Raw genomic sequence first — 24,908 nt, 5'->3', positions numbered from 1 at the left:
CCGCGACTACGTCGCCGCGAACCGCATCACCTTGATCGCGTCGAAGTTCTGCACCCCGCCGCCGACGCGCTTGGTCGTGTAGAACAGCACATAGGGTTTGGCCGAATAGGGGTCGCGCAGCACTCGCACCCCCGCCCGATCCACGATCAGATAGCCCCGCTGGAAGTCCCCGAAGGCGATGGACAGACTGCCCGCCGCCACATCCGGCATGGTCTCGATCTCGGTGACCGGATAGCCCAGCAGGCTGGCCGTCTCGCCCAGCCGCGTCGCCGGCTGCCAAATATAGTTGCCGTCCGCGTCCTTGAACTTGCGCACCGCCGAGACCGTCTTCCGGTTCATCACGAACCGGCCGTTCGGCCTATACTGGGCCTTGGGCGCATAGATCAGGTCGATCAGCCGGTCGGTCGGACTGTCGGCCGCGAACCCGCCTGCGGCGCCCGAGGCCACATAACCGATCTGGCCCCAGACCTGACCCGCGTCCGCCGCCGTCGGATAGGCCAGAAAGCCCTTGGGCTTGTTCACCCCGTCGCCGGCCACAAAGGCCTGGGTCTCCTGGGCCGCAAAGGCGTCCTCGACCTCGGCCGCCAGCCATTCGTCCAGATCGACCATGGCGTCGTCCAGCAGGGCCTGGGTCGCCGCCGGATTGGCGTACAGATCCGCCGAGGGGAATTCCAGCAGGGCCAGGGTCGCCGGATCGGTCTCGGGCCGCGCCGCCGTCTCCGCCACCCAGCCGCAGGCCACGCCCGCCGTCGAGACCGGCTTTCGGAACACGCCCGCCGCCACCGTCCTGACCGTCGCGATCTCGCGCATCGGCGAGGCCGCCATCAGCCGCCGCTCGATGGCCCGCTCGGTCTCATAGGGCGCGACATAGCCGCCCGAGGTCGCCCCCGTCGAAAGTCCCGCCTTGACCTCCAGGGCGCCGGCCAGTTGAGGCGAGTGGCCCGTCTTCAGATAGCCGTCCCACGCCGCCTTCGCCTCGGGCGCCGACACAGGCTCCACCGGCTCGCCGCCGATGGCCGGACGCCGGTTCTGGCTCATCACCCGGTCCAGCCGCGCCTGGGCCGCCGCCACCGCCTGGTCGATCCGCGCGACCTTCTCCTCCAGCAGCACATCGGCCGCCGCCTTCTTCTCGATCTCGCCCAGCCGGGCGTCGTTCGCCCCTTTGAACGCCTCGAACGCCGCCATCATCTCGCGCACGACAGCCTGCGCTTCCGGGGAGCCGGAAGCCTGTTTGGTCTCTTTCATGATGTCTCCGGTGTGAGCGCGTCCATGAGGGGCGCGCGGGAATGTCCGGGTTGCAGCCCCGGAATTGTGTGATCCAGCCCCTAGCCTTGATTGCGCCTCATGCTACCAATGCAGCATGGATAGAGGGGCTCTACGGCGGGCGGCGACTTGGGGCACACTCGCCCTGATGCTTCTGGCTAGCGTTTTTTACGGTCGGCTTGCCCCCTCGCCGCCGCCCGGCATGGGAGGGCTCGGACTTTTGATCCTATCAACAGTCTTGGCGGCCGCCGGTGTGGCCGTCGGACTGCGAAGCAGGTTTCCAGCGCTTCTGACCTGGGCCCGCGCCCAACGCGCGCAAGCGTCGCCGCAGCAGAGAAAGGCCCTTTCCGCACTCACGGGATGGATGGTCCCGGTCGTGCTTGCTCAAGCCTTAGGGATAGTGGTGGGCGGTCTTAGTCTCTTGCTGGAGGGGGCGAACGCTTGGTGGGTTTACCTGTCTGGCTATGCCATGTTGATCGCAGCCACGACTGGCGGCCTGATCGGCAGGCTGCGTGAAATAGATATCCTTCTGACCGCCGATCCGAAGGCTCCGGGCGGCTAGGTTCAATCGACATTCAGCCTACTGCGGTCAGGCCGCTCTTCCCGCGTCAGCGGGCCTTGATGCGGCGACCGGGTTCATCACAGCGATCACGACGGATTCACAGCGGTCACGACGCCATCGGAACGCGCCGTGTTCGCCGTGACCGCGTCGTGCCCGTTGTGATGAACCCATCCTCAATCAGCGTTCCGCTGCGCACCGCCCCGGCAGGACGGCGGCAGGCTGAATGTCGATTGGCCCCAGGCCGTCCCAGGGCGCGTCAGGCGAGGTTGAACCGCGCCCCCGGCAGCATGGGAAACGTCACCAGCGACACCTCCCACAGCTCGACCCCGCTCAGCACCCTCAAACGTCCCTGACGCCGCGCCCGCGCCGTGCGGTATCCGATCGACAGGCCGTCCATCGCGCCCGCCCGGCTCAGGGCGGCGGCGAAGCGGGCCTCGGGCGACCAGTCTTCGATCCGGCCGCGCACGAACAGGCCGCGTTCGTCCTCGCGCACCTCGTCCCAGACCCCGACCGGCGCCCGGCCGTCGTGCTGGTTCAGCATCCGCACTCCTTCGGCGCCCGTCTTGGCCAGACTGTCGGCGACCGCCCCCGCCTGGACCACGTCCCCGTTCAGATCCGCCACGCCCCACAGGGAGGCGTAGCCCTGGATCAGGAGTGGCGAGTGGCGAGGGGCGAGGGGGGAGCGAAGACGCGCCTGCCCTCGTCCAATCGCCCGGTTCGCCTCACCACTCGCCACTCGCCACTCGCCACTAACCACTCACCCGCCCCCCCCCAGCCCCCGTTCGATCCGCTCGACAGCCGCCGCCGCCGCCCCGCCTTGCGTCTCCAGCCGCGCCAGCCGTTCGGCCACCAGCCTCTGCTCGCTCACCCTCTGCTCCAGGGTGGCGATCCGCGCCGCCGCGCCCCCGGCCCAGACCAGTCCGCCGATGGTCTGCACCACGACCGCGATCACCAGGGCGGTCGGCACGCGCCGGACCTGAGAGTCGTCGCTCATGCGTCACGTCTCCCTCGCCACTCGCCACTCGACACGCGACACCCCTTCCTCATCCCTCCACCCCCGCCATCCGTCGCCGCTCCGCGTCGGTCAGGAAGCTTGCCGCCTCCAGCCGCGCCCACAGGGCGTCGCGTTCGGGCTGCAGCGCCGGCACGGCCTCCAGGTCGGCCCGCACCTCGCAGCCGGGGAACCGTCCGCCCAGCCAGCCGGTCATCGCGCCCGCCGCCTTGCGCGCCAGGGGTATGACCGTCTGTCGCCAGAAGGCGGTGTTGGCCTCGCGATAGTTGGAATAGGTGGCGTCCCCCGGTATCCCCAGCAGCTGCGGCGGAACCCCGAAGGCCAGGGCGATCTCGCGCGCCGCCGCATGTTTGCCCGCCGTGAAATCCATCTCGGCGGGCGTCAGGCTCAGGGGCTTCCAGTCCATCCCGCCTTCCAGCAGGATCGGCCGCCCGGCGTTCTCCACCCCGGCGTAGGCGCTGGACAACTGGGCCTTCAGCGCCTCGAACTGTCCGTCGGTCAGCCGCTCGCCGCCCTTGGCCCCATAGATCAGGGCGCCGGACGGCCGCGCCCCATTGTCCAGCGGGGCCTTGTTCCAGGCCCCGGCCGCATTGTGGGCGTCCCCCCCTTGCGCCGCCGCCTCCAGCGGCGACAGGCCGTACCAGTCGTCCAGCGGATGCCACAGTTTCAGTTGCATCACCGGCGCCCAGCCGTCGGCCGCCCGCCCGATCCGGATCGACCGTCCGTCTACGGAATAATCCCACGCCTCGGGCCAGCCCGACCGGCCGGGCACCACCTTGACCCGGTCCGACCGCAGCGCCCACAGCTCCTCGGGAACCGCGTCCCCCACCGCCTCGATCCAGGCGTTGCCCGAGACCTGAAGCGATCCGTAAACCGCCTCCATCAGCTCCGCCCCCGACTGTTCGGGATTGGGCCGGCGGATCAGCCGCGCCAGCGGATGGGTCTCGTCGCGCACCCCGTCCACAAAGACCGCAAAGGGCGCCGAGGCCGCCGCCTCCGCAATCATGCGGATGCAGCGATAGGCCACGGCGTTCTTCTGATAGCCTTCGCGCGCCAGGCCGGCGTAGTCATTGCCCGTCCACCGCGCCCGCCCGACGCCCGACAGCAGCACCGCCGTCCGACTGGTCTTCGCCCCCGGCGCGCCCGGATCGGGCGCACGCCCGCCCCGGCCGAACGGCCACCGCATCCCACCCATCGCACTCTCCTGAAAATGTCTCGCCGCAGCGGAGGCGGCGGCCGGCGCTCGGCGCCGCCGTTTCGCCTCCGCCCCGCCCGTGCTAGTCTCGTCCTATGACGATCCACGTCGACATCGCCCGGTCTCAGGCCACCCTGGCCGAACTCGCCGCCCAGGCCGAACAGGGCGAGGAAATCGTCCTGTCCCGCGACGGCCACGCCGTCGCCGTCATCCGCGCCGCGGAGGCGCCGGTCCAGTCCCGCCCCAGCCTGCGCATCGGCGGCCTGGCCCACCTCGGCCCGCTGACGGATGAAGAAGCAACCCTCTTCCTTCAGCCGGAAGCAGATTCACCGGCGCGGCAGGATTGACGAATTCGGCGTCAAAAGCGCCGTAGCGGCCGGATCACGCCGTCTGCTCGATCAAGTCTATGGCGGACTGAGCTGGGTAGAACATCTTGGGCATGGAACAGGGCTTTCCATAAGTTTCAAACCCCATTCGCCTATAGAAGGCCGCCTTGCGCTCGTCCGCCGCCACCAGCGTCAAGGCGCAGATGCCGGTTCTCAGCGCGACTTCGCCAAACTCCCGGATGGCATGCGTCAAAAGCAACGGCCCAAGGATCCCCTTGCCTTGCAGCGGCCGTTGGACCGCGAGGTAGCAGAGCTGAACCGCTGAAAAATATCCGTTTTCGGTGCGAAACACCTTGCCGTGGCCAGCGATATCAGTGTCGGATTCCAGCCTAATACGCATGGAGTAAAGTCCCGCGACAGCGGGATTGCCCTTGAGGTGGGCCGTCACCACGCGCGACTTGAGGGCCTTGTGCTCCTTGTGGGCGCCCGACACCCACTGATCGATCTCGCGGTATCCACACAGAAAAGCGCCTCTCTGAATCGGACCAGAGAGGCGCTTGAATTCAAAGGTCGGAACAGGCGGCTCAAGCCTCGCGGCTGCGTCGTTCATTTTCCAACAGGTCAGCGTAAAGGCGCTTCATTCCGGGCGTTACCCCGCCTGTCCTGTTATAAACCTTCTTCGCAAACTCGCGCGCATGCCGAGATTCCCGCGGCGCCACAGGCTTACGAGAAAGGATGGCCGTAAGGTCGGCCCAAAAGCTGTCTTTTCTAAGCGCAGTCATATCGTCCTCCTTTCAGCCTAAAGGTCTTGATCCGTCGCTCGCGTATCGCGACATCAAGCAGATTGCGTCCGGATCAGCGCTCGTCAAGCGGCGTCCAGGTTGACAAAAGGCGACATATATGGCACGAGCAAACGCTCTTTCCGTTTGATCGCTTGCCCGCATCGGGCGAGGTACAGAAAATCTAATTTTCTGCGGATTTTCTCCTCCTCACAACAGCCGCACCGACGGCCCCTCGCCCCGCGGCTCCAGCATCAGCCGCGACACGCCCCAGACCAGGGCGTCGGCCCGGTCGGGGCTGGCGCCGCCCTCGCAGCCCAGGGCCAGCATCTCCTCCTCCAGGGCGGGAAAGTCGCCGCAGTGGACGACCCGCCCCTGTTCGTACAACAGGGCCACCGGCTCGGCCCGGGCGGCCTTGGAGCGGCGGGCGTGGACCAGGGCGACCGGGGCCGGACAGTCCGCCTGGCCCAGAACGTTTCGCACCATCTCCCCGCCCTGATTGGCCTCGGCCGCCACCTCCTGGGCGTCGAAATCCCGCGCCGCGCGACAGACGGCGGCGGCCCAGCCGCCGGGCGACAGGCCTCGCACCGTCCGGTCGGCCAGGACGAAGGCCCGCCGCTCGCGCCGTCCCACCACCACTATGCCGCAGGCGTCGCCGTGGGCGCTGGCGGGCGGATCGACCGCCACGACCACCCGGTCCAGCTCGGCCGGCCGGCTTCCGCGCGCCTGTTTCAGATCGGCGATACGGAACAGGGCGCCCTCGCCCTCCACCACCTGTCCCTCCAGCTCCTGGGCCGCCAGCCGCGTCCCGCCGTAAAGGTCGGTCAGATGATCGACATAGCCCGGCGACAGGTTCTCGGCGTTGTCCGCCGTCGCCGCCCGGTCCGTCACCGTCCCCGCCTCGGCCATCAGCCGGCGCAGGGCCGGAATGGGCCGGGGCGTGGTCGTCACCGCCAGCCGGGGATCGGGCCCCAGCCGCAGGCCGAACCTCAGGTTCGACAGCACCGCCTCGGGCTTGCGCCAGGTGCAGAATTCGTCGGCCCAGGCGGCGTGGAACTGGGGTCCGCGCAGACTGTCCGGGTCCTCGGCGGAAAAGGCGTAGGCGGTCGAGCCGTTGGCCCACACCAGCCTTCGCCGCCCGGCCTCCCAGCGGGGCCGGTCGCCCGGCTCGGCCAGGGCCTTGATCCCCGCCTCCCCCTCGACCATCACCTCGCGCACGTCGTGCAGGGCCGGTCCGACCAGGGCGATGACCGCGCCGGGCCTGAACCGCGCCGCCACATCCATCCACACCGCCCCGGCGAAGGTCTTGCCCGACCCGCGCCCGCCCAGCAGCAGCCAGGTCCGCCAGGGCTCATCCAGGGGCGGGCATTGGTGAGGATGCAGCCCCGTCGCCCGCACCATCCGCCTCAACTCGCGCGCGTCCATCTGGTCGGGCGCCTTTCGTCTCCAGAATGCGGTCCAAACGCTCGGAATGGAGGGTGAGCCGGCGTCGCAGCCGCTCGTCCTCCTCGGGTCTGTCGGTTCGCCCACCCATTTCGTCCTCTTCGCTGTCTTTTTCGGCCCTGCGCTCAGCCTCCATGCGGCGGCGGATCGCATCGACCGCCAGGGCGGCGCGCGCCACCACGCCGGCGCGCCGCGCCAGCGTCTCCGCATCCGCCTTTTCCTCGGGATCGTCCTTGGCCAGTACGGCGGCGGCGCGCTGAACCGCCCCCTTCAACTGCTCGAACAGCGGCGCCAGCCAGTCGCCGCCCGCCTCGCTCTCTTCGCTTTTTCCCGTCATGCCCAAACCCTAGCGCACCAGCGTTCCCAGGCCGGAAGTTCGCACTCAGAAAGGCGTAAGGGTTTGGAAGAAGGGGATTTCAGACAGCGTCGCCCTACGGCTTGAGGCCATGCATCCGGCAACGGCCTCAAGTAGCGCGAAGCGCGGTAGGCCCAGAGCCATGCCTCAAGTAGCGCGAAGCGCGATAGGCCAAACAGAATGACAAAGGGCGCACCCGTAAGGATGCGCCCTGGAATTCGACGGCTTCAGCAGCTTGTCATCGCCTTCTGAAGCCCGCCACCCCGTCAAGCGGAATGGTCTCAAAGCCCGATGCCGAAACAGAGCGGGGACGAGCCCAATTTGGGGGCCTACAGATGCCGTGTCAACTGCTGGAGGCTCAAGGCGCAGAGCACGGAAGCCCTGATGCTCTTGAGTTGTTGCTCAGTAACGCAAGGCTGAATGTATTTCCGTGAGCCGTCAGGCCCTCGCCCGACGCCGATCAGAGACAGCCGCTTATGGCTGACCGCAGCGAACAGATCGCATTTGGCCCACTTCTCACGACCCTCCCAGGGTCTGGGCAAATCGCGCTCAAGCTCGAGATTGTAGTGGTAGTCGCAGACCTCGTGCGGAGGCGTCGTGCTGAGCGGCACGACGTTGCACAGCCCCTCACGTCTCCGCAGGCGGGGCGAAATCACCACCGACAATCGAAGCTTGATCATTTCAGGCTCGATAAAGCCTGTGCCGTAATCGCAAAGAAGAATGGTCCCCACACGGGGGTGGAACGTGATCGCCATCCCCAATGACTAACAGCGACCGACCCGAAAAGGTAGTGACGCCGTCAACCCTGGATAATCACCTCACCCCCGCTCGACCATCCATTCGGGCGCCTCGAAATCCAGGGCGTCTTCCGGCTCGGCCAGGGCCAGTTCCGAGATCGTCTGGCCCCGGACCGAAACCCCGGCCGCATGGACGGTCTCGGGATCGCCCGAGACCAGCGGATGCCAGGCCGCCAGCGGCCGCCCCTCGTGCAGCCGACGATAGGCGCAGGACTTGGGCATCCACTCCAGCGCCTCGATATTGTGCGGCGTCAGCTTGATGCAGTCCGGCACCTGGGCCTTGCGGTTGGCATAGTCCGAACAGGCGCAGGCGTCCGGGTCGAACAGCCGGCAGTGGACCCGCGTCGGGATCACCTCGCCCGTGTCCTCGTCCTCGAACCGGATCACGCAGCACAGGCCGCAGCCGTCGCACAGCCCCTCCCACTCGGCCGGGGTCATCTCGGCCAGGGTCTTGGTTTCCCAATAGGGTCGGGTGGGCTCGGGGATCATTGGACGGGGCGCCTAATCGACGGATGCGGCCATCAGATGGCGACCGCGTCCTGAACCAGGCATCCATACCACCCCAGGCCCTGATAGGTCTCATAGCCCGGCGTGCGGGCGTAGCCGATGGTGCGTCCCCCCTTGGCGTAACTGCCCATGGCGCCGCCCGCGACGTCCAGCTTGACCGTCTCGTTCAGCACCCCGACCCCGTCCGAGGCCGCCAGCACCCGGTGCGTCTGGTCCAGCAGCAGCACCCGGGTCCGGGCCTTTTCGTCGGGCGTCAGCCGCACCCCGTCCACCACCGTCTGGGCCTGGGCCTGCCAGTCGAAATGGACGCCCAGAACCCCGATCACCGCCCCGTTCGCCAGGCCGCCCTGGCGGATGGCGGTGGCGTAGGTCGCCGTCGGCGCCCCGTTCAACGCCTCCAGCCGGGCGACGTCCGCCACGGCGAAATCCTCGCCCGATCGGGTCGCCAGGGCGTCGCGGAACCAGGTCATCTCTCGCGCCGACCGCCCCCGGACCGGATAGCGGTCGGGCCGGCCGTTGGCGACGATGGTCCCGTTCCTGTCGCAAATCCACAGGTCCAGATAGACGGTGTAGGCGTCCAGAATGACCTTCAACCGGCGGCTGGCGTGTTCGGCCTTGGCGGCGTCCGGCTGGGCGACGCAATCCACCACGGCGCTGTCGGTCGCCCACCAGCGCACGTCGCAGGTCCGCTCATAAAGGTTCCGGTCGATGATCTCGATGGCGTTCAGCGCCAGGTCCGCCAGCCTCTGGCCCCGCAGCTGGCCCAGGATCGCCCCGCCGATGGCCGACAGCTCGCTCAGGTCGCCCCGCACCTGCTGCTCCAGGGCGCCGGCGATGTCGTCGATCTGGCCCGAGATGCGCTTGAACTCCTCGGCCACCACCATGAAGCTGCGCCCGGCCTCGCCGCTGCGGGCGGCCACCACCTGGGCGTTGACCACCAGCATCTTGGAGGCCCGATTGACCGAGGCGATCTCGCCGATCTTCTCGCCCGCCACGGCGTTCAGCCGCTCAGACAGCTCGAGAATACGCTCAGGCCTGACGCCCGCGTCCGCTTCACTCATGGAGACCCCCGTCCCGCCCGGCGCGCCACAAGGGGAGGCGGGCGAACCGAGGCAAGCGCGAAGGCTAGGACGATAAAACTTAACGCCAGATAACCACGGCTCAGTGAGCCATGCTCTTTGAAAACAGCTGGATCACCACCACCCCGCCGACGATCAGGGCCAAGCCGAGCATCGCGGGCGCGTCCAGCCTCTGGCGAAAGGCCACGGCCCCGATCACCGAGATCGCCACCACCCCCAGGCCGCTCCAGATCGCATAGGCGATCCCCACCGGCATCTGTCGCAGGGCGACCGACAGCAGATAGAAGGCCAGGCCGTAGCAGACCGCCGTCCCCGCCGTCGGCCAAGGCCGGGTGAACTGCTGCGAGGCCTGAAGCAGGCTGGTGCCCGCCACCTCACAGGCGATGGCGGCCAAGAGGGCGGCCCAGGTGACGGGGCTCACGGTTCGTTGGCCGTGATCGTATGGCCCGGCGTCAGCAGGGACAGCAGGGCCTTTCGCTGCTCCTCCGAGACCTGATGCAGGCCGAACAGGTCCGACATCCACAGGCCGTCGGCGATCAGCCGCAGCATAAGGGCGTCGTCGGCGCCGACGGGATCATCGGGATCGTCTGTCTTGATCCGCTCCATCCAGGCCTTCCAGCGCAGCACCAGGCTGGGATCGAGGGCGAAGGCGGCCAGGACCACCCGCCCGATGCTGACGTCCTGCAAGGTCACCGGCTCATTGACCGTCACCCTCAGATAGGCGCGGGCGTTGCGGCCGTAGGGCTCCGGATCGCGCGCCGCCTCGGCCAGGACGCTCTCCACATGCATGGCCCCCAGATGATCGATCATCCCCTCCAACAGGGCGGTCTTGCTGGGAAAGTGGTGCAGCAGGGCGCCCTTGCTGACGCGGGTGCGCGCCGCCACCGCATCCAGAGTAAAGCCCGTCGCCCCCAGTTCGGCGGCGACCTCCAGGGCCTTGTCGATGATTTCGGCGCGGGTCTGATCGGGCGCGCGGCGGCGGGAGGGGGTGTCCATAAACGCTACATACCGGCCGGACGGTAACTGTCAAGCTGGGCGCCGATGGACGATCTTTCCGGTGGCGTCTCGGCCCTCCAGCCCTTAGATCAACGCCCTTCCCGCCCCTTCCCCGCCCGTACAGCCTCCCCAGGGAGGATCGAAAGTCAGATGGCCGCCAGACCCCCTCTCGTCGCGCTCAAGGACGTCCGCCTTCAGGACGGCCCCCGCCCCCTGTTCGACGGCGTCGATCTGGCGGTCGAACCCCGCAGCCGCGCCGCCCTGGTGGGCCGCAACGGGGCGGGCAAGTCCACCCTGATGAAGGTGGTCATGGGGCTGATCGAGCCCGACAGCGGCGACCGCTCGGTCCAGTCCGCCACCCGTTTCGCCTATGTGCCGCAGGAGCCGATCATCGCCGGCGAAACCTTGCTGGACTACGCCTCGTCCGGCGAGGCCGAGCCCTGGACCGCCGAGGCCTGGCTGACCACCTTCGGCCTGGACCCGGCCAAGTCCACCCAAGGGCTGTCGGGCGGCGAAACCCGCCGGGCGGCGCTCGCCAAGGCCTTCGCCGAGGAGCCCGATCTGCTCCTGCTGGACGAGCCGACCAACCACCTCGACATCCTCGCCATCGAGCTTCTGGAGACCGAGCTGATCTCGGCCCGGTTCGCCCTTCTGGTCGTCAGCCACGACCGCGCCTTCCTGAACCGCGTCACCGACACCGTTCACTGGCTGGAGGGCCGCCGCGTCCGCACCCTGAACAAGGGCTTCGTCGAGTTCGACGACTGGGCCGCCAAGACGCTGGAGGAGGAGGCGGAATCCCTGCGCCGCCTGACCAAGACCATCGAGCGCGAGACCGAGACCTTCTACCGCTCCATCACCGCCCGCCGCAGCCGCAACGAGGGCCGCGCCCGCGCCCTCCAGGCCATGCGCGCCGAACGGGCCGAGAAGATGAAGGACGTCCCGCGCGAACTGTCCCTGGGCGTCGATTCCGGCGCGACCTCGGGCAAGCTGGTCGCCGAGATCAAGGGGGTGTCGAAGGGGTTCGACACAGTGGCGAGTGGCGAGTCGCGCGTGGCGAGCGACGGCTCCGCCGCCCCGACCGCCGAGCAGGACCCGTCGCTCTCGCCACTCGCCACTCGCCACTCGCCACTTCCTGCCCGCCGCACCCTGTTCAAGAACCTGACCACCCGCATCATGCGCGGCGATCGCCTGGGCATCGTCGGCCCCAACGGGGCGGGCAAGACCACCCTGGTCAAGACCCTGCTGGGCGAACTGCCCCCTGACGAAGGCACGGTCCGCCTGGGCGCCAATCTGGAGCCCGTCTATCTGGATCAGTCGCGCGAGGGGCTGAAGTCCGACATGACCCTGTGGGACGCCCTGACGCCCGGCGGGGGGGACTCCATCCTGGTGCGTGGCGTGTCCAAACACGTCGCCGCCTACGCCAAGGAGTTCCTCTTCTCCGAGGCCCAGCTGCGTCAGCCGATCTCGACCCTGTCGGGCGGCGAACGCAATCGCCTGCTCCTGGCTCGCGCCCTGGCCAAGCCCGCCAATCTGCTGGTCCTGGACGAACCGACCAACGACCTGGACATGGACACGCTCGACAAGCTCGAAGAGCTGCTCGAGGGCTATGACGGCACCCTGATCCTCGTTTCCCACGACCGCGATTTCATCGACCGGCTGGCGACCTCGACCCTGGCCCTGAACGGCCGCGGCGACATCGTCGAGACCCCCGGCGGCTGGACCGACTTCCTGCGCCAGAATCCGGGATTTCTTAATCCTGCCCCCGTTGGGGGAGGGGGACCGCCGAAGGCGGTGGAGGGGGCTCGGGCCGTCCCCGCCCCTCAAAAGAAGCCCGCCAAACTCCCCTACAAGGACGCCCGCCGTCTGGAAGAGCTGGAAAAGCTGATCGAACCCCTGCCCGCGACCATCGCCCGCCACGACGCCGCCCTGTCGGACCCCGACCTCTACGCCCGCGACCCCAAGGCCTTCGACGCCGCCATGAAGGCCGCCGAAAAGGCCCGCGCCGAGCTGGAATCCGCCGAGATGGAATGGCTGGAGCTGGAAGAGAAGAAGGCGGCCCTGGCTGGGTGAGGGGCGCCGCTTGAATCGGATGCGCCAAACCCAATCTCATGCTAGGGTGAAGCCCTGAAGGAGACTCCATGTCGACGATGCAGATCGCTTCTGAAGAGACCCTGCGCGCCGGTCGCAGGATCGTCGAACAGTACGGCAGCTGGTCGGCCGCCATCGCCAAGGGCGAGCGTCGCGACGACGGCGTCGTCATCCTGCCCGCGCCGCCCTCTGTCGCGACCACCGCTCAGGCCGAGGCGCCCGCCCAGGCTCAGGCCAAGATGCAGGCCAAGACCCCGGCGCGCGCCGTTTGACCGTCACGCTCGGGGTCGCCTGGGCGCTGTTCATCCTGGCTCCAGGTCTGGCGGTGTTCGCCGCCCTCTACACCTCGGGCGGCGGCAAGGTGGTGGCGCCGGCCCCACCTGCCCCCAACTCCTTCACCGCCCTGTCCATCGTCATCTTCGGCGCCCTGACGGCCCATGCGGCGGCGGCCTTCGTCTTCGTCCTGGGGGACGGCGTCGCCTACTCCCTTCCGGCCTTGCGTCCGCCGTGGAACCCCAATCCTTACGCCTATTTCCTGGCCGCGCCGCCCAAGACCGACCCCTTCCTCGGCCTTGAGGTCTGGTCGCTGCTGTTCGTCCTCCTGGTCCTTTCGATCGGCGCCTATCTGGTCATGCGATGGGCGATCGGCGGCGCGGAGCGGACCAGCATCGCTCGGGCTCGGCTTGAGCCGCCCCAGCCTGCGGTCCCCCTGTTCCGATTTCTGTACGGCGGCTGGGCTTCGACCCTGGTTCAGCTCAGTCCCGAAGCCGCCTACGACAAGCATCTGGCCGCCTATGTCGTGACCGACATGGAGACCGAGAACGGCTGGGTCGGCTATGAGGGCGAGGTCGCGAGCCTGTCTCTCGACACCGACAAGCAGATCGTCGCCCTGACCCTGAAGAACTGCCAAGCCTTCCGGCTGGAGCCCACAAAGACCAGCCTCAGTCACAGGGTGATGGCCCGCGCGGCGCCCATTCCCCTGCTGCTGATCGAACGGTCGCAGATCAAGAATGTGGCGCTTCAGGTCGTCTTTCAGCGCAAGCCCAGTCCTCGTCCGGCGGACGGAACGGTCGTCTAGCCCTGCGCCGGTCCGCCGTCCTGATCCTCAGGCGGCGTCTTGCCCTGGCCCCGGTTCTGCATCACCCCGACCACGATGAAGGCGACCAGGCCGAAGGCGAACCACAGGCCGAACTTGTCGGTGAGCAGGCCGATCAGGCCGAAGATCAGCAGAACGCCGAAGGGGGTGAGCTTCTTCATGGGGCGGACGTTAGCCGGGTTTCTTTCGGCTGACGAGACCTTCCGAACCTCCGCCCTTGAAACCAAAGCCGCCCTTACCCACTCCAGCCTCATGACCCTTTCCACCCATGTCGTCGACTTTCCCCCGGCCCAGCAGGCGGCGGTGCGGCGGATCAACGCCGTCCTGGCCCGCGCCCCGCGTCTGCGGACCGACCCCTGGCGGATCGAGGCGGGCCAGCGCCTGTCCCTGTGGTTGGACGCGGCCGCCGGGGCCGTCACCGTTCCCCGCCTGCGCAAGCGCGGCGTCACCGTCGAAATCCGCCAGACCGACGGCGAGACGCCCGTTCCCTTGCGCATCCTTAGGCCCGAAGGCCCGCCCCGCGCCGTGGTGCTGGACATTCACGGCGGCGGCTGGGTGCTGGGCAGCGCCGGGCTGAACGACCGGCTGAACGCCCATCTGGCCCGGCACGGCTTCTGCGTCGTCTCGGTCGATTACCGCCTGCTGTCCGAACGGCGCGGCGTCTATATCGACGCCGCCATCGCCGACTGTCTCGCCGCGGCCCACTGGACCGTGACCCATGTCGACGATCTGGGCGCCGCGACCGTCTTTCTGACCGGGGAATCCGCCGGCGGCCATCTGGCGGCCCTGACCGCCGTCGCCCTGCGCGACCAGGGCCTGATCGACAAGGTCAAAGGCTGCGTCTTCACCTATGGGGTCTTCGACCTGTCGGGAACCGAGGGCGTCCGCTCGGCCGGGCCCGGGACCCTGCTGTTCAACGGACCGACCATGCAGGCGGATCTGGCGCGGCTGGCGCCCGATCGGGACGAGGAAGCCTTGCGTCGGCCCGACGTCTCGCCCCTCTACGCCGACCTTGAGGGCCTGCCCCCCGCCCTTTTCCTGGCCGGCGAATACGACCCCCTGTTCGAGGACAGTCTGCTGATGGCGACCCGCTGGGGCGAGGCGGCCGAGGCCGATCTGATCCGCGTCCCCGAGGCGCCGCACGGCTTCCTGCATTTCGGCGGCCCAGCCGCGCGCGGGGCGCGGGCGGCCGTCCGTCACTGGCTCAACAGGCACCTGAAGTCATAAGGAAAATTCCCGATTGTGGGACTGAGGGATTTCCCTTACCTCACGAAACGTCACCACCGCGCGGTCCGGACGCGGGAATCGGGGAGAAGTAAGGCTTTGAACCCGGTCCTGTTTCGCCGTCCCCTCTATGGCTACGGCCTGGCGATCTGCGGCTGGCTGACCGCGTTCGGGGTGCGCATGGCCCTGGCCGACTGGTTCCCGCCGGGCTTCCCCTATCTGACCTTCTTCCCGGCCGTGGTGGTGATCGCCTATTTCTGCGGACTGGGGCCGGCGATCCTGACCGCCGTCCTGTCGGGCCTCAGCGCCTGGTGGTTCTGGATCGGGGCGCCGGGGTTCGACTGGAGCGCAGCGACCGGCCTGGCCCTGGCCTTCTACGTCTTCGTGGTGGCGGTCGACATCTTCTTCATCGTCGGCATGAATGCGGCGACCGACGGTCTGAAGCGCGAGGTGGCGCGCAACGCCGCCCTGGCCGAGAGCCGCGACCTGTTGCTGAAGGAGGTCCAGCACCGGGTGTCCAACAACATCCAGGTGGTCTCCAGCCTGCTGCGGCTGGAGGCCGGCATGACCCGGGACGAGACGGCCCGGCGCGTCCTGTCGGAGGCTGCGGCCCGCACCGCCCTGATCGCCAAGGTGCAGCGCAGCCTGTTGGACGCCGACGGCGCCGCCGCCCCCTTCGACGACCTGGCCCGCCGCCTCGTCGCCGACGCCCTGGAGGCCACGGGCCGCACGGATGTGACGATCGAGGTCGAGCGCGCCTGCCACGCCCTGACGGCGGAAGAGGCGACGCCGGTCGCCCTGATCCTGCTGGAATGCGTCAACAACGCCCTGGAGCACGCCTTCCCCGGGCGCCCCGGCCGGATTGACGTCCGTCTCTATGAGGTGGACGGCGAACGCCGGCTGGAGGTGCGCGACGACGGCGCCGGTCCGCCGCCGGCCTTCGACCCCGGCCAGAGCCGCAGCCTGGGCCTGCGGATCGTTCTGGGCCTGACCGAACAGCTGCGCGGTCGGTTCAGTCTGGTCGACGGCGCGCCCGGCGCCCTGTGCCGCCTGACCTATCCGCGTCCCGCCGATCACTGATCGACCGGCCGCCGTTTCTGTGGACAGCGCAAAGCCCTGATCCGCAAAAGCGAATTTGATCCGTCCACCGATATTCACAGGCTTGTCCACCGCCGCCGGGCCGGTCATGCACATCGGGGCGAGTTCGGGCGCTTGCCTCATACCGGCTTTCGCGAGAACGTCAACAGGCCGAGGGACACGGCGGCGCGGAAAACGGGGGAGACCCCGGCTTCAAGCGGACCGGCCCGGCTCTCCGACCCGGCGTAACGGGCGATCTTCAGGATCGTAACGGACGTCAGGCGGGATCCAGGCTTCCGGCCTTCGACGGTCTTCAGGACCGGCGGACGCAGGGAGAACCGGATCGGGATCGACGGACGACGCGGACGCAATCCGCGGAACGCCTGAGACCAGGGGCGCGACAGGATACAGCCGACCGTCCTCGCGGGCTCCCGCCCCGACGACGCCCAGGCCGAGGTCCGAACCCACCCGGCCAAGTCCAACCCGGACTTGGCGAGGGGACGAAGCACACGGGCTCCCCCGCACGCTTCGTCCCCTCGCTCAATTGGGACGCTGCGCGGTCGCCGCCGTCGGATACGGCTTCATCGCTCCCCCGCCTTCCCAAGGCCGCCTTCCCCTCGTAAAGCAGGGCCATGATCCAGCGTGGGAATCGCCTGCTGAGCCGTCGCCGCGCCCTGCTCGCGGGCGGGGCGGCCGTGGTCGCGGGGGCGGCCCTGGGCCTGAGGGGCTGCGGCCGGTCCGAGGCGCCGGTGGACGAACAGGGCCGGGTGCGGCTGCGCTTCGCCACCGACTGGCGCGCCCAGGCCGAACAGGGCGGCTTCTATCAGGCCCTGGCGACCGGCGCCTATGAGAAGCGCGGGCTGAACGTCCAGATCGTCCAGGGCGGACCGGGCGTGAACGTGCCGCAACTGCTGGCCTCCGGCGCCGTCGAACTGGGCATGGGGTCCAACAGCTTCATCCCGATGAATCTGGTCGCGGCCGGGGCGCCCGTTAAGGCCGTCGCCGCCTTCTTCCAGAAGGACCCCCAGGTCCTGATCGCCCACCCCGATCCGGCGCTGGAGACCATCGCCGATCTGAAGGGCCGGCCCTTCCTGCTGGCCGACGCCTCGATCAACGCCTTCTGGGTCTGGCTGAAGGCCAAATACGGCTTCACCGACGATCAGGTGCGCAAATACACCTTCAACCTGGCGCCCTTCTTGGCCGACGAACGGGCGGTGCAGCAGGGCTATCTGACCAGCGAACCCTACACCATCGAACAGGAGGCGGGCTTCGAGCCCAAGGTCTTCCTTCTGGCCGACGAGGGCTATCCCTCCTACGCCGCCATGGTCCTGGCCCCCAATGCCTTTGCGCGAGACAATGCAACGGCCCTGCGCAGCTTCATCGCCGCCTCGGCGGAAGGGTGGCGCGACTATCTGCGGGGCGACCCGGCGCCGGGCGACGCCCTGATCCGCCGGGACAATCCGGAGATGACCCAGGCCATCCTGGACCAGGCCCGGCAGAAGCTGCGCGACAACGCCATCGTCGACGGGGGCGACGCGGCCCTCTACGGCCTGGGGGCCATGACGGCCGACCGCTGGCAGGCCTTCTTCGACGTGACCAGCCAGGCGGGCGTCTTCGATCCCGGCCTGAACTGGCGCGAGGCCTTCACCGACAACTATCTGCCGGGCCGTGGCTGAGCCCATCGCCGCCCTGCACGGGGCGACGGTCGATCTGGCCGGGCGCGCGCCGCTGGGGCCGCTGGACCTGACCGTGGCGCGGGGCGAGATCGTCGCCCTGGTCGGCGCCTCGGGCGCGGGCAAGTCCACGACCTTGCGCCTGCTGGCCGGGCTCCAGTCGCCCAGCGCCGGAACCGTCACGCGCGCCGTCGGACCGGGCCGCACCGGCTTCGTCTTCCAGAGTCCGACCCTGACGCCCTGGGCCGACGCCCAGGCCAATGTCGCCCTGCCGCTGGAGCTGGCGGGACGACCCCGCGCTGAGGCGCGCGGACGGGCGGCCGCCGCCCTGGGCGCCGTCGGTCTGGGCGACCGGCTGGACGCCCGGCCGTCGGAACTGTCGGGCGGCATGGCCATGCGCGTCGCCCTGGCCCGCGCCCTGGTGACGGGGCCCGAGCTTCTGCTGCTGGACGAGCCCTTCGCCGCCCTGGACAGCGTCACCCGCCGCCGTCTGATCGAGGATCTGCACGCCCTGTGGGCTGCGGCCGACCCCCGCCCCGCCGTCGTCTTCGTCACCCATGACGTCGAGGAGGCCGTCTATCTGGCGCAGCGGATCGTGGTGCTGGAGGCGGCGACCGGCCGGCCCGTCGCCGATCTGCCCACGCCGGGCGCCCCGCCGCGCCCGGCCCGCTGGCGCGCCGATCCCGCCTATCGTCAGGCCGTGGAGACGACGGCCGAGGCCCTGGAGGCGGCGATGACGTCTCAGACGGCGGAGACTGCGGCGTGAGGCGGTCGGTTGAGCTGATCCCGCCCCTGCTGCTGGGCGCCGTCCTGCTGGCGGCCTGGGAGGGGGCCTGCCGCCTTCTGGACCTGCCGCCCTATTTCCTGCCGCCGCCCAGCGCCGTGGCCGCCGCCCTGATCGAGGCGGGGCCGCGTCTGGCCGCCTCCGCCTGGATCACCTTCGTCATGGCGGTCCAGGCCCTGATCGTCGCGGGCCTGGTCGGGGGCGGCCTGGCGCTTATGGTGTCGCTGCACGCCTCGGCCGAGCGGGCGGTGCGGCCCCTGGCGGTGGCGCTTCAGGTCACGCCGGTGGTGGCCGTCGCCCCCCTGGTCCTGATCTGGGCCGGGCTGGACCACGCCGACCGGGCGGTGGTCGCCCTGGCCGCCCTGGTCGCCTTCTTTCCCCTGTTCTCGGGCGTCCTGACGGGGCTGAAGTCGGCCGATCCGGATCTGGAGCGGCTGTTCGACCTCTATGGCGCCACGCCCCTGCAGCGGCTGTGGCGGCTGCGCCTGCCCTCGGCCCTGCCCTTTGCGCTGGAAGGTTTGCGGGTCGCGGCGGGCCTCGCCGTCATCGGCGCCGTGGTGGCCGAGTTCGTCTCGGGCTCGGGCGCGACGCAAGGCTTGGCTTGGCGGCTACTGGAGGCGGGAAACCGGCTGAGAACCGCCGAAATGCTGGCCGGGGTTCTGTGCCTGACCCTGCTGGGCCTGGCGCTGAACGCGGCCGTGGGATTGGTCGAGCGAATCGTGACGGCGCGAATCCGGGTCCGCCGTTAGCGGCGGATTAAGCGATGGCCGCCTAGGCTTGCCCGATGTCATTCGCCCGAGGCCGTCTCTTGCGCCCTGTCCTGCTCCTGTCCAGCGTCCTGTTCGCGGCCCTTATGGGCGCGGGCGCGGCTGCGGCCCAGGTCGCCACGACCTCCGAGGGGCTGCGCTATCTGTCCTGGCCCGGCAAGCCGCCGGTCGCCCGCGGCCCCGACGCCCGCGCCTCGTCCGCTCAGACGACCGCTCCGCGCGCGACTCTTGCCGCGCTTCCCCTGGCCCGGCTGGACGCCCCAGCCTCCACGGCCGTCGCTGCCCGGCGGGGCCTGACCCCCGCCAGCGACTGGCTCTCGCCCGCCGTCGCGTCCCAGCCGGTGTCGCAGCCCCGCCCCTATGAGGCGACGACGCCCCAGCCCGCTCCTGTTCAAGTCGCTTCTGCGCAGCCGGAACCTGTTCAAGCCCCAATCGTCCGGGCCCCAGTCGTCCAGGCCCCAGTCGTCCAGGCCGCTGCGGACCGGACCGCGCCGGCCCCCCAGAACGCGCCCCAACCGGCGCCCCAACCAACGCCCCAGGCCGACGCCCTGGGCGATCCCATGGCGCCTCGCCGCGACGCCCCGATCTTCCGCCTGACGCAGACAGGCATGGCGGCCGCCGCCCCGGCCGCGACGCCGCCGGTTCAGACGGCCGCCGTTCAGGCCGAGGCGTCGCCGCTCGCCTCTGTCCCCTCGGCCGCTCCTCAGGGGGCTCGCTTCTATTCCGTCCATCGCCAAGCGGGTCATCGTCCCGACCCCATCCCCCAGGCGCAACCGGTCTATCTGGACGCCCTGCCGGTCGAGATGAGCCAGACGCCGTCCTCGGCGGACCTGGCTCAGCCCGACGGCCCGCCGGCCCTGATCCGCAATCGCGACGGCTCGGTGCGGGCCGCCCCGCCGTCGGTCGGCGGGTCCGACGCCGTGGACGAACGCTCATGAGCGAAGCCCTGCCCCCCGAAGACGCCGAGGCGATCAAGGCCTCGCGCCTGCCCCAGCTGATCGCCCTTGCGGAAGAGGCGTCCAGCGAGAAGCGCCGCCTGCTGCTGCGCGAACTGACCGACCAGTTCTTCGGCGACGTCGAGCATAGCGCGGCCGAGACCGACCTCTACGGCGCCGTGCTGGAAACCCTGTGCGAAGACATGGAGGTCGCGGTTCGGGCCGAGCTGGCCGCGCGGTTCGCCGTCGCGCCCGATGCGCCCCACAGCCTGATCAAACGGCTGGCCCATGATGCGATCGAGGTGGCCGAGCCGGTGCTGCGCGGCTCCACCGTTCTGACCGACGCCGATCTGATCGGCGTGGTCTCCAAACACGGCCAGGACCATATGCGCGCCGTCTCCGGCCGGGTCGAGGTGCCCGAGGCGGTGTCCGACATCATCGTGGCGCGCGGCGACGACCACACCCTGGGAACCCTGTTGCGCAACGACGGCGCCCGGCTGTCGCGCGCCGCCTCAGAGACCGCGGTCGAGCGGGCCAAGGTCAACCCCGCGCTTCACGCCCCGGCGGTGGAGCGCAAGGGCCTGCCGATCGACCTGCTGAACGACATGTATTTCGTCGTGGAGGCCCGGCTGCGCCACCAGATCCTAGAACAGAACGCCAGCCTGGACCCGGCCCTGCTGGAGGCGGCCCTGGCGGCCGGGCGCACCCGCGTCGCCACCAGCGACGGCGCCCTGCCCCCCGACTACGCCGAGAGCCAGGCCTATGTCGAAGAACTGCATGCAGCCGGCCAGCTGACGCCCCAGGTGCTGATCCGTTTCCTGCGGTCCAAGGGCCGGACCCCTTTCCTGGTCGCCCTGTCGCGCCTGGCCGACATCGACTTCCACACCGCGCGCGGCATCGTCGATCGCCGCGACCTGGACGCCCTGGCCGTGGTCTGCAAGGCGGCCGACATCGACCGGGCCATCTTCCTGACCTATGCGGTGTCGCTGCTGGGCGCGGATTCCAACCCGATGGGCAAGGCCGCCGCCTATGGCCGGATGTACGGCGAACTGACCACGGAGGCCGCCGGGCGCACCCTGCGCTTCTGGCGCATGCGCCGCGTCGCCCAGGCGGCCTGATTCCGACAGGTCGCTCTCCCTTTCCCTGCCGGGAGGGAGAGATGCGCCTCGTCCAAACAAAAACGCCCGCCTCTGGAAGGAGGCGGGCGTTCTATACCGATCAGTCCGGGCTTACTTCTTGGCGCGCGGCGCGCGGGCCGGCTTACGGCCGCCCTGGCCCAGGCCCATCTGCTTGGCCAGTTCGGAACGCGCCTTGGCGTAGTTCGGCGCGACCATGGGATAATCCTTCGGCAGGTTCCACTTGGCGCGGTATTCTTCCGGGCTCATGTCGTATTTGGTGCGCAGATGGCGCTTCAGCGACTTGAACTTGCGGCCGTCTTCCAGGCAGATCAGGAAATCGGGGTTGATCGACTTGCGAATCGGCACCGCCGGTTCCTTGGGTTCCGGCTCGGCCTCGACCGGACCGCTCGAAACACCCGACAAGGCGGCGTGAATATTAGCGATCAACGCCGGAAGGGCCTCAGCCGTGACGGTGTTGTTGCCGACATAGGCCGATACGATGTCGGCGGTCATCTCGAGCAGTTCGGGCTTTTCTTCCATGCCTTGCGTCGCTTTCTGATTCTATTCAACTCGACTGAAACGCCAGCCGCGTTTTCACACCAGTCTCATAGAGTTATTGGTCGGCAAAAGCAATCGCAGAAGGAAACGCCGATTTTCGGCGGAAAAGCTTCGCGGAAAGCTGACAGGGATCAGCGGCCGAAGTCTTCGGCCAAGGCCAGCATCGCCGCTCGTTCCGGGGCTGAATATTCATCCACCTGTTCATCATCCCCGGCGCGAATAGCCTGCAACAGCGCCGGTGTCAGGGCCGATGACAGCGACCAGTTCCAGTAACGCAATACCGTCTGGGCCCGATCAACCGCCAGCAGGTCATAGGTGATCTGAACCCTCTCCCAGTCGGGATGAACCGAGCCGTCAGGCTGAACCTCGGGGCGACGCATGGATCTCCACAAGTTGTGGACGTCGGTCTTGGACAGACCGGTCGCCTTACACAATATGGCCAGGGGTTCGCCCCCCGCGTCGCCCAGGATCTTGGCCCCCGTCAGGGGTTTGATCCCGGACAGATAGGCGATTTCACTGGCGATCTCGCGCGACAGGCCGTCGCGGGCGGCCGTGGCGACCGCCTGTTCCAGACTGTCGAAGGGGCTCTTTTCGATAGCGGCGCGGTTGCGCTGGCGCCGTTCGATGAATTGCAGGGCCTTGCGCGCGACCGGATCGGCCCAGCCCTCGCTCGCCGCCATGGGAAAGACGTCCTCAGCGACCTCCTGCATGACGTCGCGCGAGACGCCGAAGCGCTGGAGGATGGTGCGCCGATCATCGGCGCCGCACCACCAGAACATCACATAGGCCCCCGACGGCCGCAGCTCCGGCCGTTTCAGCAGGCCGCCGCACAGGCCCGGGTGGGTCCGGCTGAGGGCCACCACCGTCTCGATCCCGGCCTGGGACAGGCGGGCGGTCGAGTTGCGCAGCAAGGTCTCGATCACCTCCGGCTCGCCGAAACCGACCAGGGTCTCGCAGACGATCTCCGACAGGCCGCGCCGCGCGGCCATGACGCGCCGGTGCTCGGAACCCGCGTCGCGGGCGCAGGCGACGAGGTCGGCGTCGCTGAGGGCGGCGCACTGTTCGATCAGCACCTGGGCGATCTCGATCTCGTCGCGCAGCAGCAGCCGGGCCAGGGCGTCGGGCAGTTCGGCCAGGGCGGCCAGCCGCCCCGCCACCCGGCGACGCTCCTCCGGCGAGGCGAGGCGCAGCATGTCGACCAGCAGGTCCCCGACCACCGACCGTTCGAAGGCGTTGATCCGGCTGGCGGGCAGGGAGACCACGTCGGCCAGCCGTTTCAGCAGGGCCCGGCGCGCCCTCAACGGCGGCGGCCCGGCCTCCTCTTCCTCGATCAAGGTTGGCGGCTGGCTCATGGCGCCACCCTAAAACCTGGCGGGTTAAGCCGAAGTATCGCCGATCCTCACAGGCCTTCGAACAGGGCGGTCGACAGATAGCGTTCGGCGAAGGAGGGGATGACCACCACGATGGTCTGGCCCGCGCTCTCGGGCCGGGCCGCCAGACGGAAGGCGGCGACCAGGGCCGCGCCCGAGCTGATGCCGACCGGAATTCCCTCCAGCCGGGCCGCCTTGCGGGCCATGTCGAAGGCCTCGTCGTTCGACACCTGCTCCACCCCGTCCACCACCGACGGATCATAGATGGCCGGGACGAAGCCGGCGCCGATGCCCTGGATCTTGTGCGGGCCCGGCGCGCCGCCGGACAGGACGGGCGAGGCCTCGGGCTCGACCGCGATCATGCGGATCGAGGGCTTCTTGGCCTTCAGGGCCTGGCCCACGCCCGAAATGGTGCCGCCGGTGCCGACGCCGGCGACCACCACATCCACCGCCCCGTCGGTGTCGTTCCAGATCTCCTCGGCCGTTGTGGCGCGGTGGATGGCCGGATTGGCCAGGTTTTCGAACTGGGACGGGCTGACGGCGCCGGGCGTGGAGGCCAGCAGCTCCTCGGCCCGGGCGATGGCGCCCTTCATCCCTTTTTCAGCCGGGGTCAGCTCCAGCTGGGCGCCCAGCAGGGCCAGCATCTTGCGCCGTTCGATCGACATGCTCTCGGGCATGCACAGGATCAGCTTCAGCCCCTTGGCGGCGGCGACGAAGGCCAGGGCGATGCCGGTGTTGCCGCTGGTCGGTTCGATCAGGACGGTCTCGGGCGTGATCTTGCCCGCCGCCTCCAGCGCCTCGACCATGGCCACGCCGATCCGGTCCTTCACAGACGCGATCGGGTTGAAGAACTCCAGCTTGGCCAGGACCGTCGCCCCTTCGACCGGCGCCAGCTCGGCCGACAGGCGCGGCAGCCGCACCAGGGGGGTGTCGCCGATGGTGTCGACGATGGTGTCATAGACCTTGCCCCGGCCCTTCTTCACGTGACGGGACGCATCATAGTGGAAGTCGGACATGGGGCGGGCTCCGGGGTAGGGGACGGGTCGTTCAGGATGCGTAACAGATAGACGGCGCGTCCGATCCGCAAGGGGTCAGAGGCGATGATTTCTCTTGCCCGCGCTCAGTTCCGGCGCCGCCAGCCAGCCCTCGGCCCGCAAGGGGGCGACGCGGGCGCGAGAGACCGGGGCGGTCAGCCCGCCCTTCAGCTTCAGGACAAGGTTGCGGCCGTCCTCCACCACCCCGACCACGGCGGCCGTCGCCACCCACCAGGAGCGGTGGGTCTGACGCCCGTCCAGATCCGCCAGGCCTGCCATGGCCTGGGACAGGGACATCAGCACCAGTTCCGAACCCAGCAGGGTGTGGAGGCGGACATAATGGTCCTCCATCTGCAGGCACAGAACCTCGCGCCCCAGGCGGGCGGGCAGGCGGTCGCGGGGATCGGTCGAGGCGGGCGCCGGGCCGGACTCCCGCCGGACCTCCTGGTCTCGGATCGGCCGCCGGGCCAGCAGCCACAGGATCGCGCCCGTCGCCACGGCCCCGACGATCAGGCTTTGCCCATACCATTCCAACAGCCCGACCTCGAAGGTGCGGCCCCAGACGAGGCGCGCCAGTCCCCGGCTGATCAGGGTCATCGGCGCCGCCAGGCCGGCGACCGCCAGCGGCGCCCACAGCCAAGGCGACAGACCTCGCCTGAACGCCCAGCGCGCGGTCAGGGGCAGGGCCAGGGACAGAAGCCAGCCCGCCCACAGGCTGGCCGTCCAATAGACGATCCGCACCGTCGCCGGTCCGTTCATATAGGAGCCGAACGGGCCGATCAGGCCCAGCAGCACGCCCAGGGCCGTGGCGACGCCCAGCCCCAGCCGCGCCGCCCGCCAGACGTCCGTTCGCGAATCCCCGATCTTCAT

At 69.3% G+C, this 24,908-nt stretch carries 27 protein-coding genes and 2 pseudogenes; 12 read left to right on the top strand and 17 right to left on the bottom strand.

What is annotated here, in order from left to right:
• Positions 1–6: 6 nt before the first annotated feature.
• The 4 genes from JMT67_RS15500 to JMT67_RS15485 form a co-directional block, all read right to left on the bottom strand.
• Positions 7–1,245 (bottom strand): phage major capsid protein, encoded by a 1,239-nt coding sequence (locus JMT67_RS15500; protein WP_201464116.1) that lies wholly within the window; start codon positions 1,243–1,245, stop codon positions 7–9.
• An 836-nt stretch (positions 1,246–2,081) separates the two neighbouring features.
• Complete coding sequence (locus tag JMT67_RS15495) at positions 2,082–2,477, bottom strand: HK97 family phage prohead protease (protein ID WP_201464194.1); 396 nt, start codon at positions 2,475–2,477, stop codon at positions 2,082–2,084.
• Positions 2,478–2,582: 105 nt separating this feature from the next.
• The gene (locus tag JMT67_RS15490) at positions 2,583–2,819 is read right to left on the bottom strand and encodes a hypothetical protein (protein WP_201464115.1); all 237 of its coding nucleotides are present in this window, start codon (positions 2,817–2,819) and stop codon (positions 2,583–2,585) included.
• Positions 2,820–2,868: 49 nt separating this feature from the next.
• Positions 2,869–4,023: a phage portal protein gene (locus JMT67_RS15485; RefSeq protein WP_201464193.1), complete on the bottom strand. Its 1,155-nt coding sequence runs from the start codon at positions 4,021–4,023 to the stop codon at positions 2,869–2,871.
• Between the two features lie 104 nt (positions 4,024–4,127).
• Here JMT67_RS15485 and JMT67_RS15480 point away from each other — a divergent pair, with 104 nt between their 5' ends.
• Positions 4,128–4,379: a type II toxin-antitoxin system Phd/YefM family antitoxin gene (locus tag JMT67_RS15480; protein ID WP_201464114.1), complete on the top strand. Its 252-nt coding sequence runs from the start codon at positions 4,128–4,130 to the stop codon at positions 4,377–4,379.
• 34 nt (positions 4,380–4,413) lie between these two features.
• Here JMT67_RS15480 and JMT67_RS15475 read toward each other — a convergent pair whose 3' ends face one another.
• The 8 genes from JMT67_RS15475 to JMT67_RS15440 all read right to left on the bottom strand — a co-directional run bounded on the left by JMT67_RS15475 (position 4,414) and on the right by JMT67_RS15440 (position 10,314).
• On the bottom strand, positions 4,414–4,968 hold the full coding sequence (locus JMT67_RS15475) for a GNAT family N-acetyltransferase (RefSeq protein ID WP_183216807.1): 555 nt from the start codon (positions 4,966–4,968) through the stop codon (positions 4,414–4,416).
• A gap of 379 nt (positions 4,969–5,347) precedes the next feature.
• Complete coding sequence (locus tag JMT67_RS15470; RefSeq protein WP_233455950.1) at positions 5,348–6,562, bottom strand: DNA-packaging protein; 1,215 nt, start codon at positions 6,560–6,562, stop codon at positions 5,348–5,350.
• Positions 6,489–6,917: a hypothetical protein gene (locus tag JMT67_RS15465; protein WP_201464113.1), complete on the bottom strand. Its 429-nt coding sequence runs from the start codon at positions 6,915–6,917 to the stop codon at positions 6,489–6,491. Before JMT67_RS15465 ends, JMT67_RS15470 begins: the two co-directional genes overlap by 74 nt.
• A 347-nt stretch (positions 6,918–7,264) precedes the next feature.
• Positions 7,265–7,690, bottom strand: coding sequence for a type II toxin-antitoxin system PemK/MazF family toxin (locus JMT67_RS15460; protein ID WP_201464112.1), 426 nt, complete (start codon positions 7,688–7,690; stop codon positions 7,265–7,267).
• A 63-nt stretch (positions 7,691–7,753) separates the two neighbouring features.
• The gene (locus JMT67_RS15455) at positions 7,754–8,221 is read right to left on the bottom strand and encodes a YcgN family cysteine cluster protein (protein ID WP_054764887.1); all 468 of its coding nucleotides are present in this window, start codon (positions 8,219–8,221) and stop codon (positions 7,754–7,756) included.
• Positions 8,222–8,253: 32 nt separating this feature from the next.
• Entirely contained in the window at positions 8,254–9,300 is a 1,047-nt protein-coding gene (locus tag JMT67_RS15450) for a methyl-accepting chemotaxis protein (protein ID WP_201464111.1), read from the bottom strand.
• Positions 9,301–9,400: 100 nt separating this feature from the next.
• Positions 9,401–9,739: a DMT family transporter gene (locus JMT67_RS15445; RefSeq protein WP_201464110.1), complete on the bottom strand. Its 339-nt coding sequence runs from the start codon at positions 9,737–9,739 to the stop codon at positions 9,401–9,403.
• Positions 9,736–10,314 carry a TetR/AcrR family transcriptional regulator gene (locus JMT67_RS15440; RefSeq protein WP_201464109.1) on the bottom strand — a complete coding sequence of 193 codons (579 nt, stop codon included), beginning with the start codon at positions 10,312–10,314 and terminating at the stop codon, positions 9,736–9,738. The genes JMT67_RS15445 and JMT67_RS15440 overlap by 4 nt, the downstream gene beginning before the upstream one ends.
• A gap of 150 nt (positions 10,315–10,464) precedes the next feature.
• Here JMT67_RS15440 and JMT67_RS16505 point away from each other — a divergent pair.
• The 4 genes and pseudogenes from JMT67_RS16505 to JMT67_RS15425 form a co-directional block, all read left to right on the top strand.
• Positions 10,465–11,337 (top strand): annotated as a pseudogene (locus JMT67_RS16505) (ATP-binding cassette domain-containing protein); the annotation flags it as partial.
• A 111-nt stretch (positions 11,338–11,448) separates the two neighbouring features.
• Positions 11,449–12,384 (top strand): annotated as a pseudogene (locus JMT67_RS16500) (ATP-binding cassette domain-containing protein); the annotation flags it as partial.
• Between the two features lie 68 nt (positions 12,385–12,452).
• Positions 12,453–12,674, top strand: coding sequence for a hypothetical protein (locus tag JMT67_RS15430; RefSeq protein ID WP_054764883.1), 222 nt, complete (start codon positions 12,453–12,455; stop codon positions 12,672–12,674).
• Complete coding sequence (locus JMT67_RS15425; RefSeq protein WP_054764882.1) at positions 12,671–13,480, top strand: hypothetical protein; 810 nt, start codon at positions 12,671–12,673, stop codon at positions 13,478–13,480. Before JMT67_RS15430 ends, JMT67_RS15425 begins: the two co-directional genes overlap by 4 nt.
• Here the strand turns inward: JMT67_RS15425 and JMT67_RS15420 are convergent.
• The gene (locus JMT67_RS15420) at positions 13,477–13,659 is read right to left on the bottom strand and encodes a hypothetical protein (RefSeq protein ID WP_201464107.1); all 183 of its coding nucleotides are present in this window, start codon (positions 13,657–13,659) and stop codon (positions 13,477–13,479) included. The genes JMT67_RS15425 and JMT67_RS15420 overlap by 4 nt on opposite strands.
• A 91-nt stretch (positions 13,660–13,750) precedes the next feature.
• Here JMT67_RS15420 and JMT67_RS15415 point away from each other — a divergent pair, with 91 nt between their 5' ends.
• From JMT67_RS15415 to JMT67_RS15385, 7 genes are all read left to right on the top strand, one after another.
• Entirely contained in the window at positions 13,751–14,725 is a 975-nt protein-coding gene (locus JMT67_RS15415; RefSeq protein ID WP_201464106.1) for an alpha/beta hydrolase, read from the top strand.
• Between the two features lie 96 nt (positions 14,726–14,821).
• Positions 14,822–15,802, top strand: a complete 981-nt coding sequence (locus JMT67_RS15410; RefSeq protein WP_201464105.1) for a sensor histidine kinase — start codon at positions 14,822–14,824, stop codon at positions 15,800–15,802.
• A gap of 629 nt (positions 15,803–16,431) precedes the next feature.
• Positions 16,432–17,475: an ABC transporter substrate-binding protein gene (locus JMT67_RS15405; RefSeq protein WP_201464104.1), complete on the top strand. Its 1,044-nt coding sequence runs from the start codon at positions 16,432–16,434 to the stop codon at positions 17,473–17,475.
• Positions 17,468–18,238, top strand: a complete 771-nt coding sequence (locus JMT67_RS15400) for an ABC transporter ATP-binding protein (protein WP_201464103.1) — start codon at positions 17,468–17,470, stop codon at positions 18,236–18,238. The genes JMT67_RS15405 and JMT67_RS15400 overlap by 8 nt, the downstream gene beginning before the upstream one ends.
• Entirely contained in the window at positions 18,235–19,005 is a 771-nt protein-coding gene (locus JMT67_RS15395) for an ABC transporter permease (protein ID WP_201464102.1), read from the top strand. The genes JMT67_RS15400 and JMT67_RS15395 overlap by 4 nt, the downstream gene beginning before the upstream one ends.
• A gap of 59 nt (positions 19,006–19,064) precedes the next feature.
• Positions 19,065–19,961, top strand: a complete 897-nt coding sequence (locus JMT67_RS15390; protein WP_201464101.1) for a hypothetical protein — start codon at positions 19,065–19,067, stop codon at positions 19,959–19,961.
• The gene (locus tag JMT67_RS15385) at positions 19,958–21,076 is read left to right on the top strand and encodes a DUF2336 domain-containing protein (protein ID WP_191555217.1); all 1,119 of its coding nucleotides are present in this window, start codon (positions 19,958–19,960) and stop codon (positions 21,074–21,076) included. Before JMT67_RS15390 ends, JMT67_RS15385 begins: the two co-directional genes overlap by 4 nt.
• A 111-nt stretch (positions 21,077–21,187) precedes the next feature.
• On the opposite strand, the gene JMT67_RS15380 is transcribed toward JMT67_RS15385, so the two are convergent.
• The 4 genes from JMT67_RS15380 to JMT67_RS15365 all read right to left on the bottom strand — a co-directional run bounded on the left by JMT67_RS15380 (position 21,188) and on the right by JMT67_RS15365 (position 24,908).
• Entirely contained in the window at positions 21,188–21,616 is a 429-nt protein-coding gene (locus JMT67_RS15380) for a MucR family transcriptional regulator (RefSeq protein WP_054764874.1), read from the bottom strand.
• A gap of 149 nt (positions 21,617–21,765) precedes the next feature.
• Complete coding sequence (locus JMT67_RS15375) at positions 21,766–22,986, bottom strand: DUF2336 domain-containing protein (protein WP_152949616.1); 1,221 nt, start codon at positions 22,984–22,986, stop codon at positions 21,766–21,768.
• A gap of 47 nt (positions 22,987–23,033) precedes the next feature.
• Positions 23,034–24,020: a cysteine synthase A gene (gene cysK, locus JMT67_RS15370; RefSeq protein WP_054764872.1), complete on the bottom strand. Its 987-nt coding sequence runs from the start codon at positions 24,018–24,020 to the stop codon at positions 23,034–23,036.
• Between the two features lie 75 nt (positions 24,021–24,095).
• Positions 24,096–24,908 (bottom strand): LytTR family DNA-binding domain-containing protein, encoded by an 813-nt coding sequence (locus JMT67_RS15365; protein WP_201464100.1) that lies wholly within the window; start codon positions 24,906–24,908, stop codon positions 24,096–24,098.

The sequence above is a fragment of the Brevundimonas aurantiaca genome, assembly GCF_904830995.1.
Taxonomy (GTDB): domain Bacteria; phylum Pseudomonadota; class Alphaproteobacteria; order Caulobacterales; family Caulobacteraceae; genus Brevundimonas; species Brevundimonas aurantiaca.
Note: the sequence above shows the minus strand (reverse complement) of the source record. Positions and strands in the feature narration are given on the sequence as shown.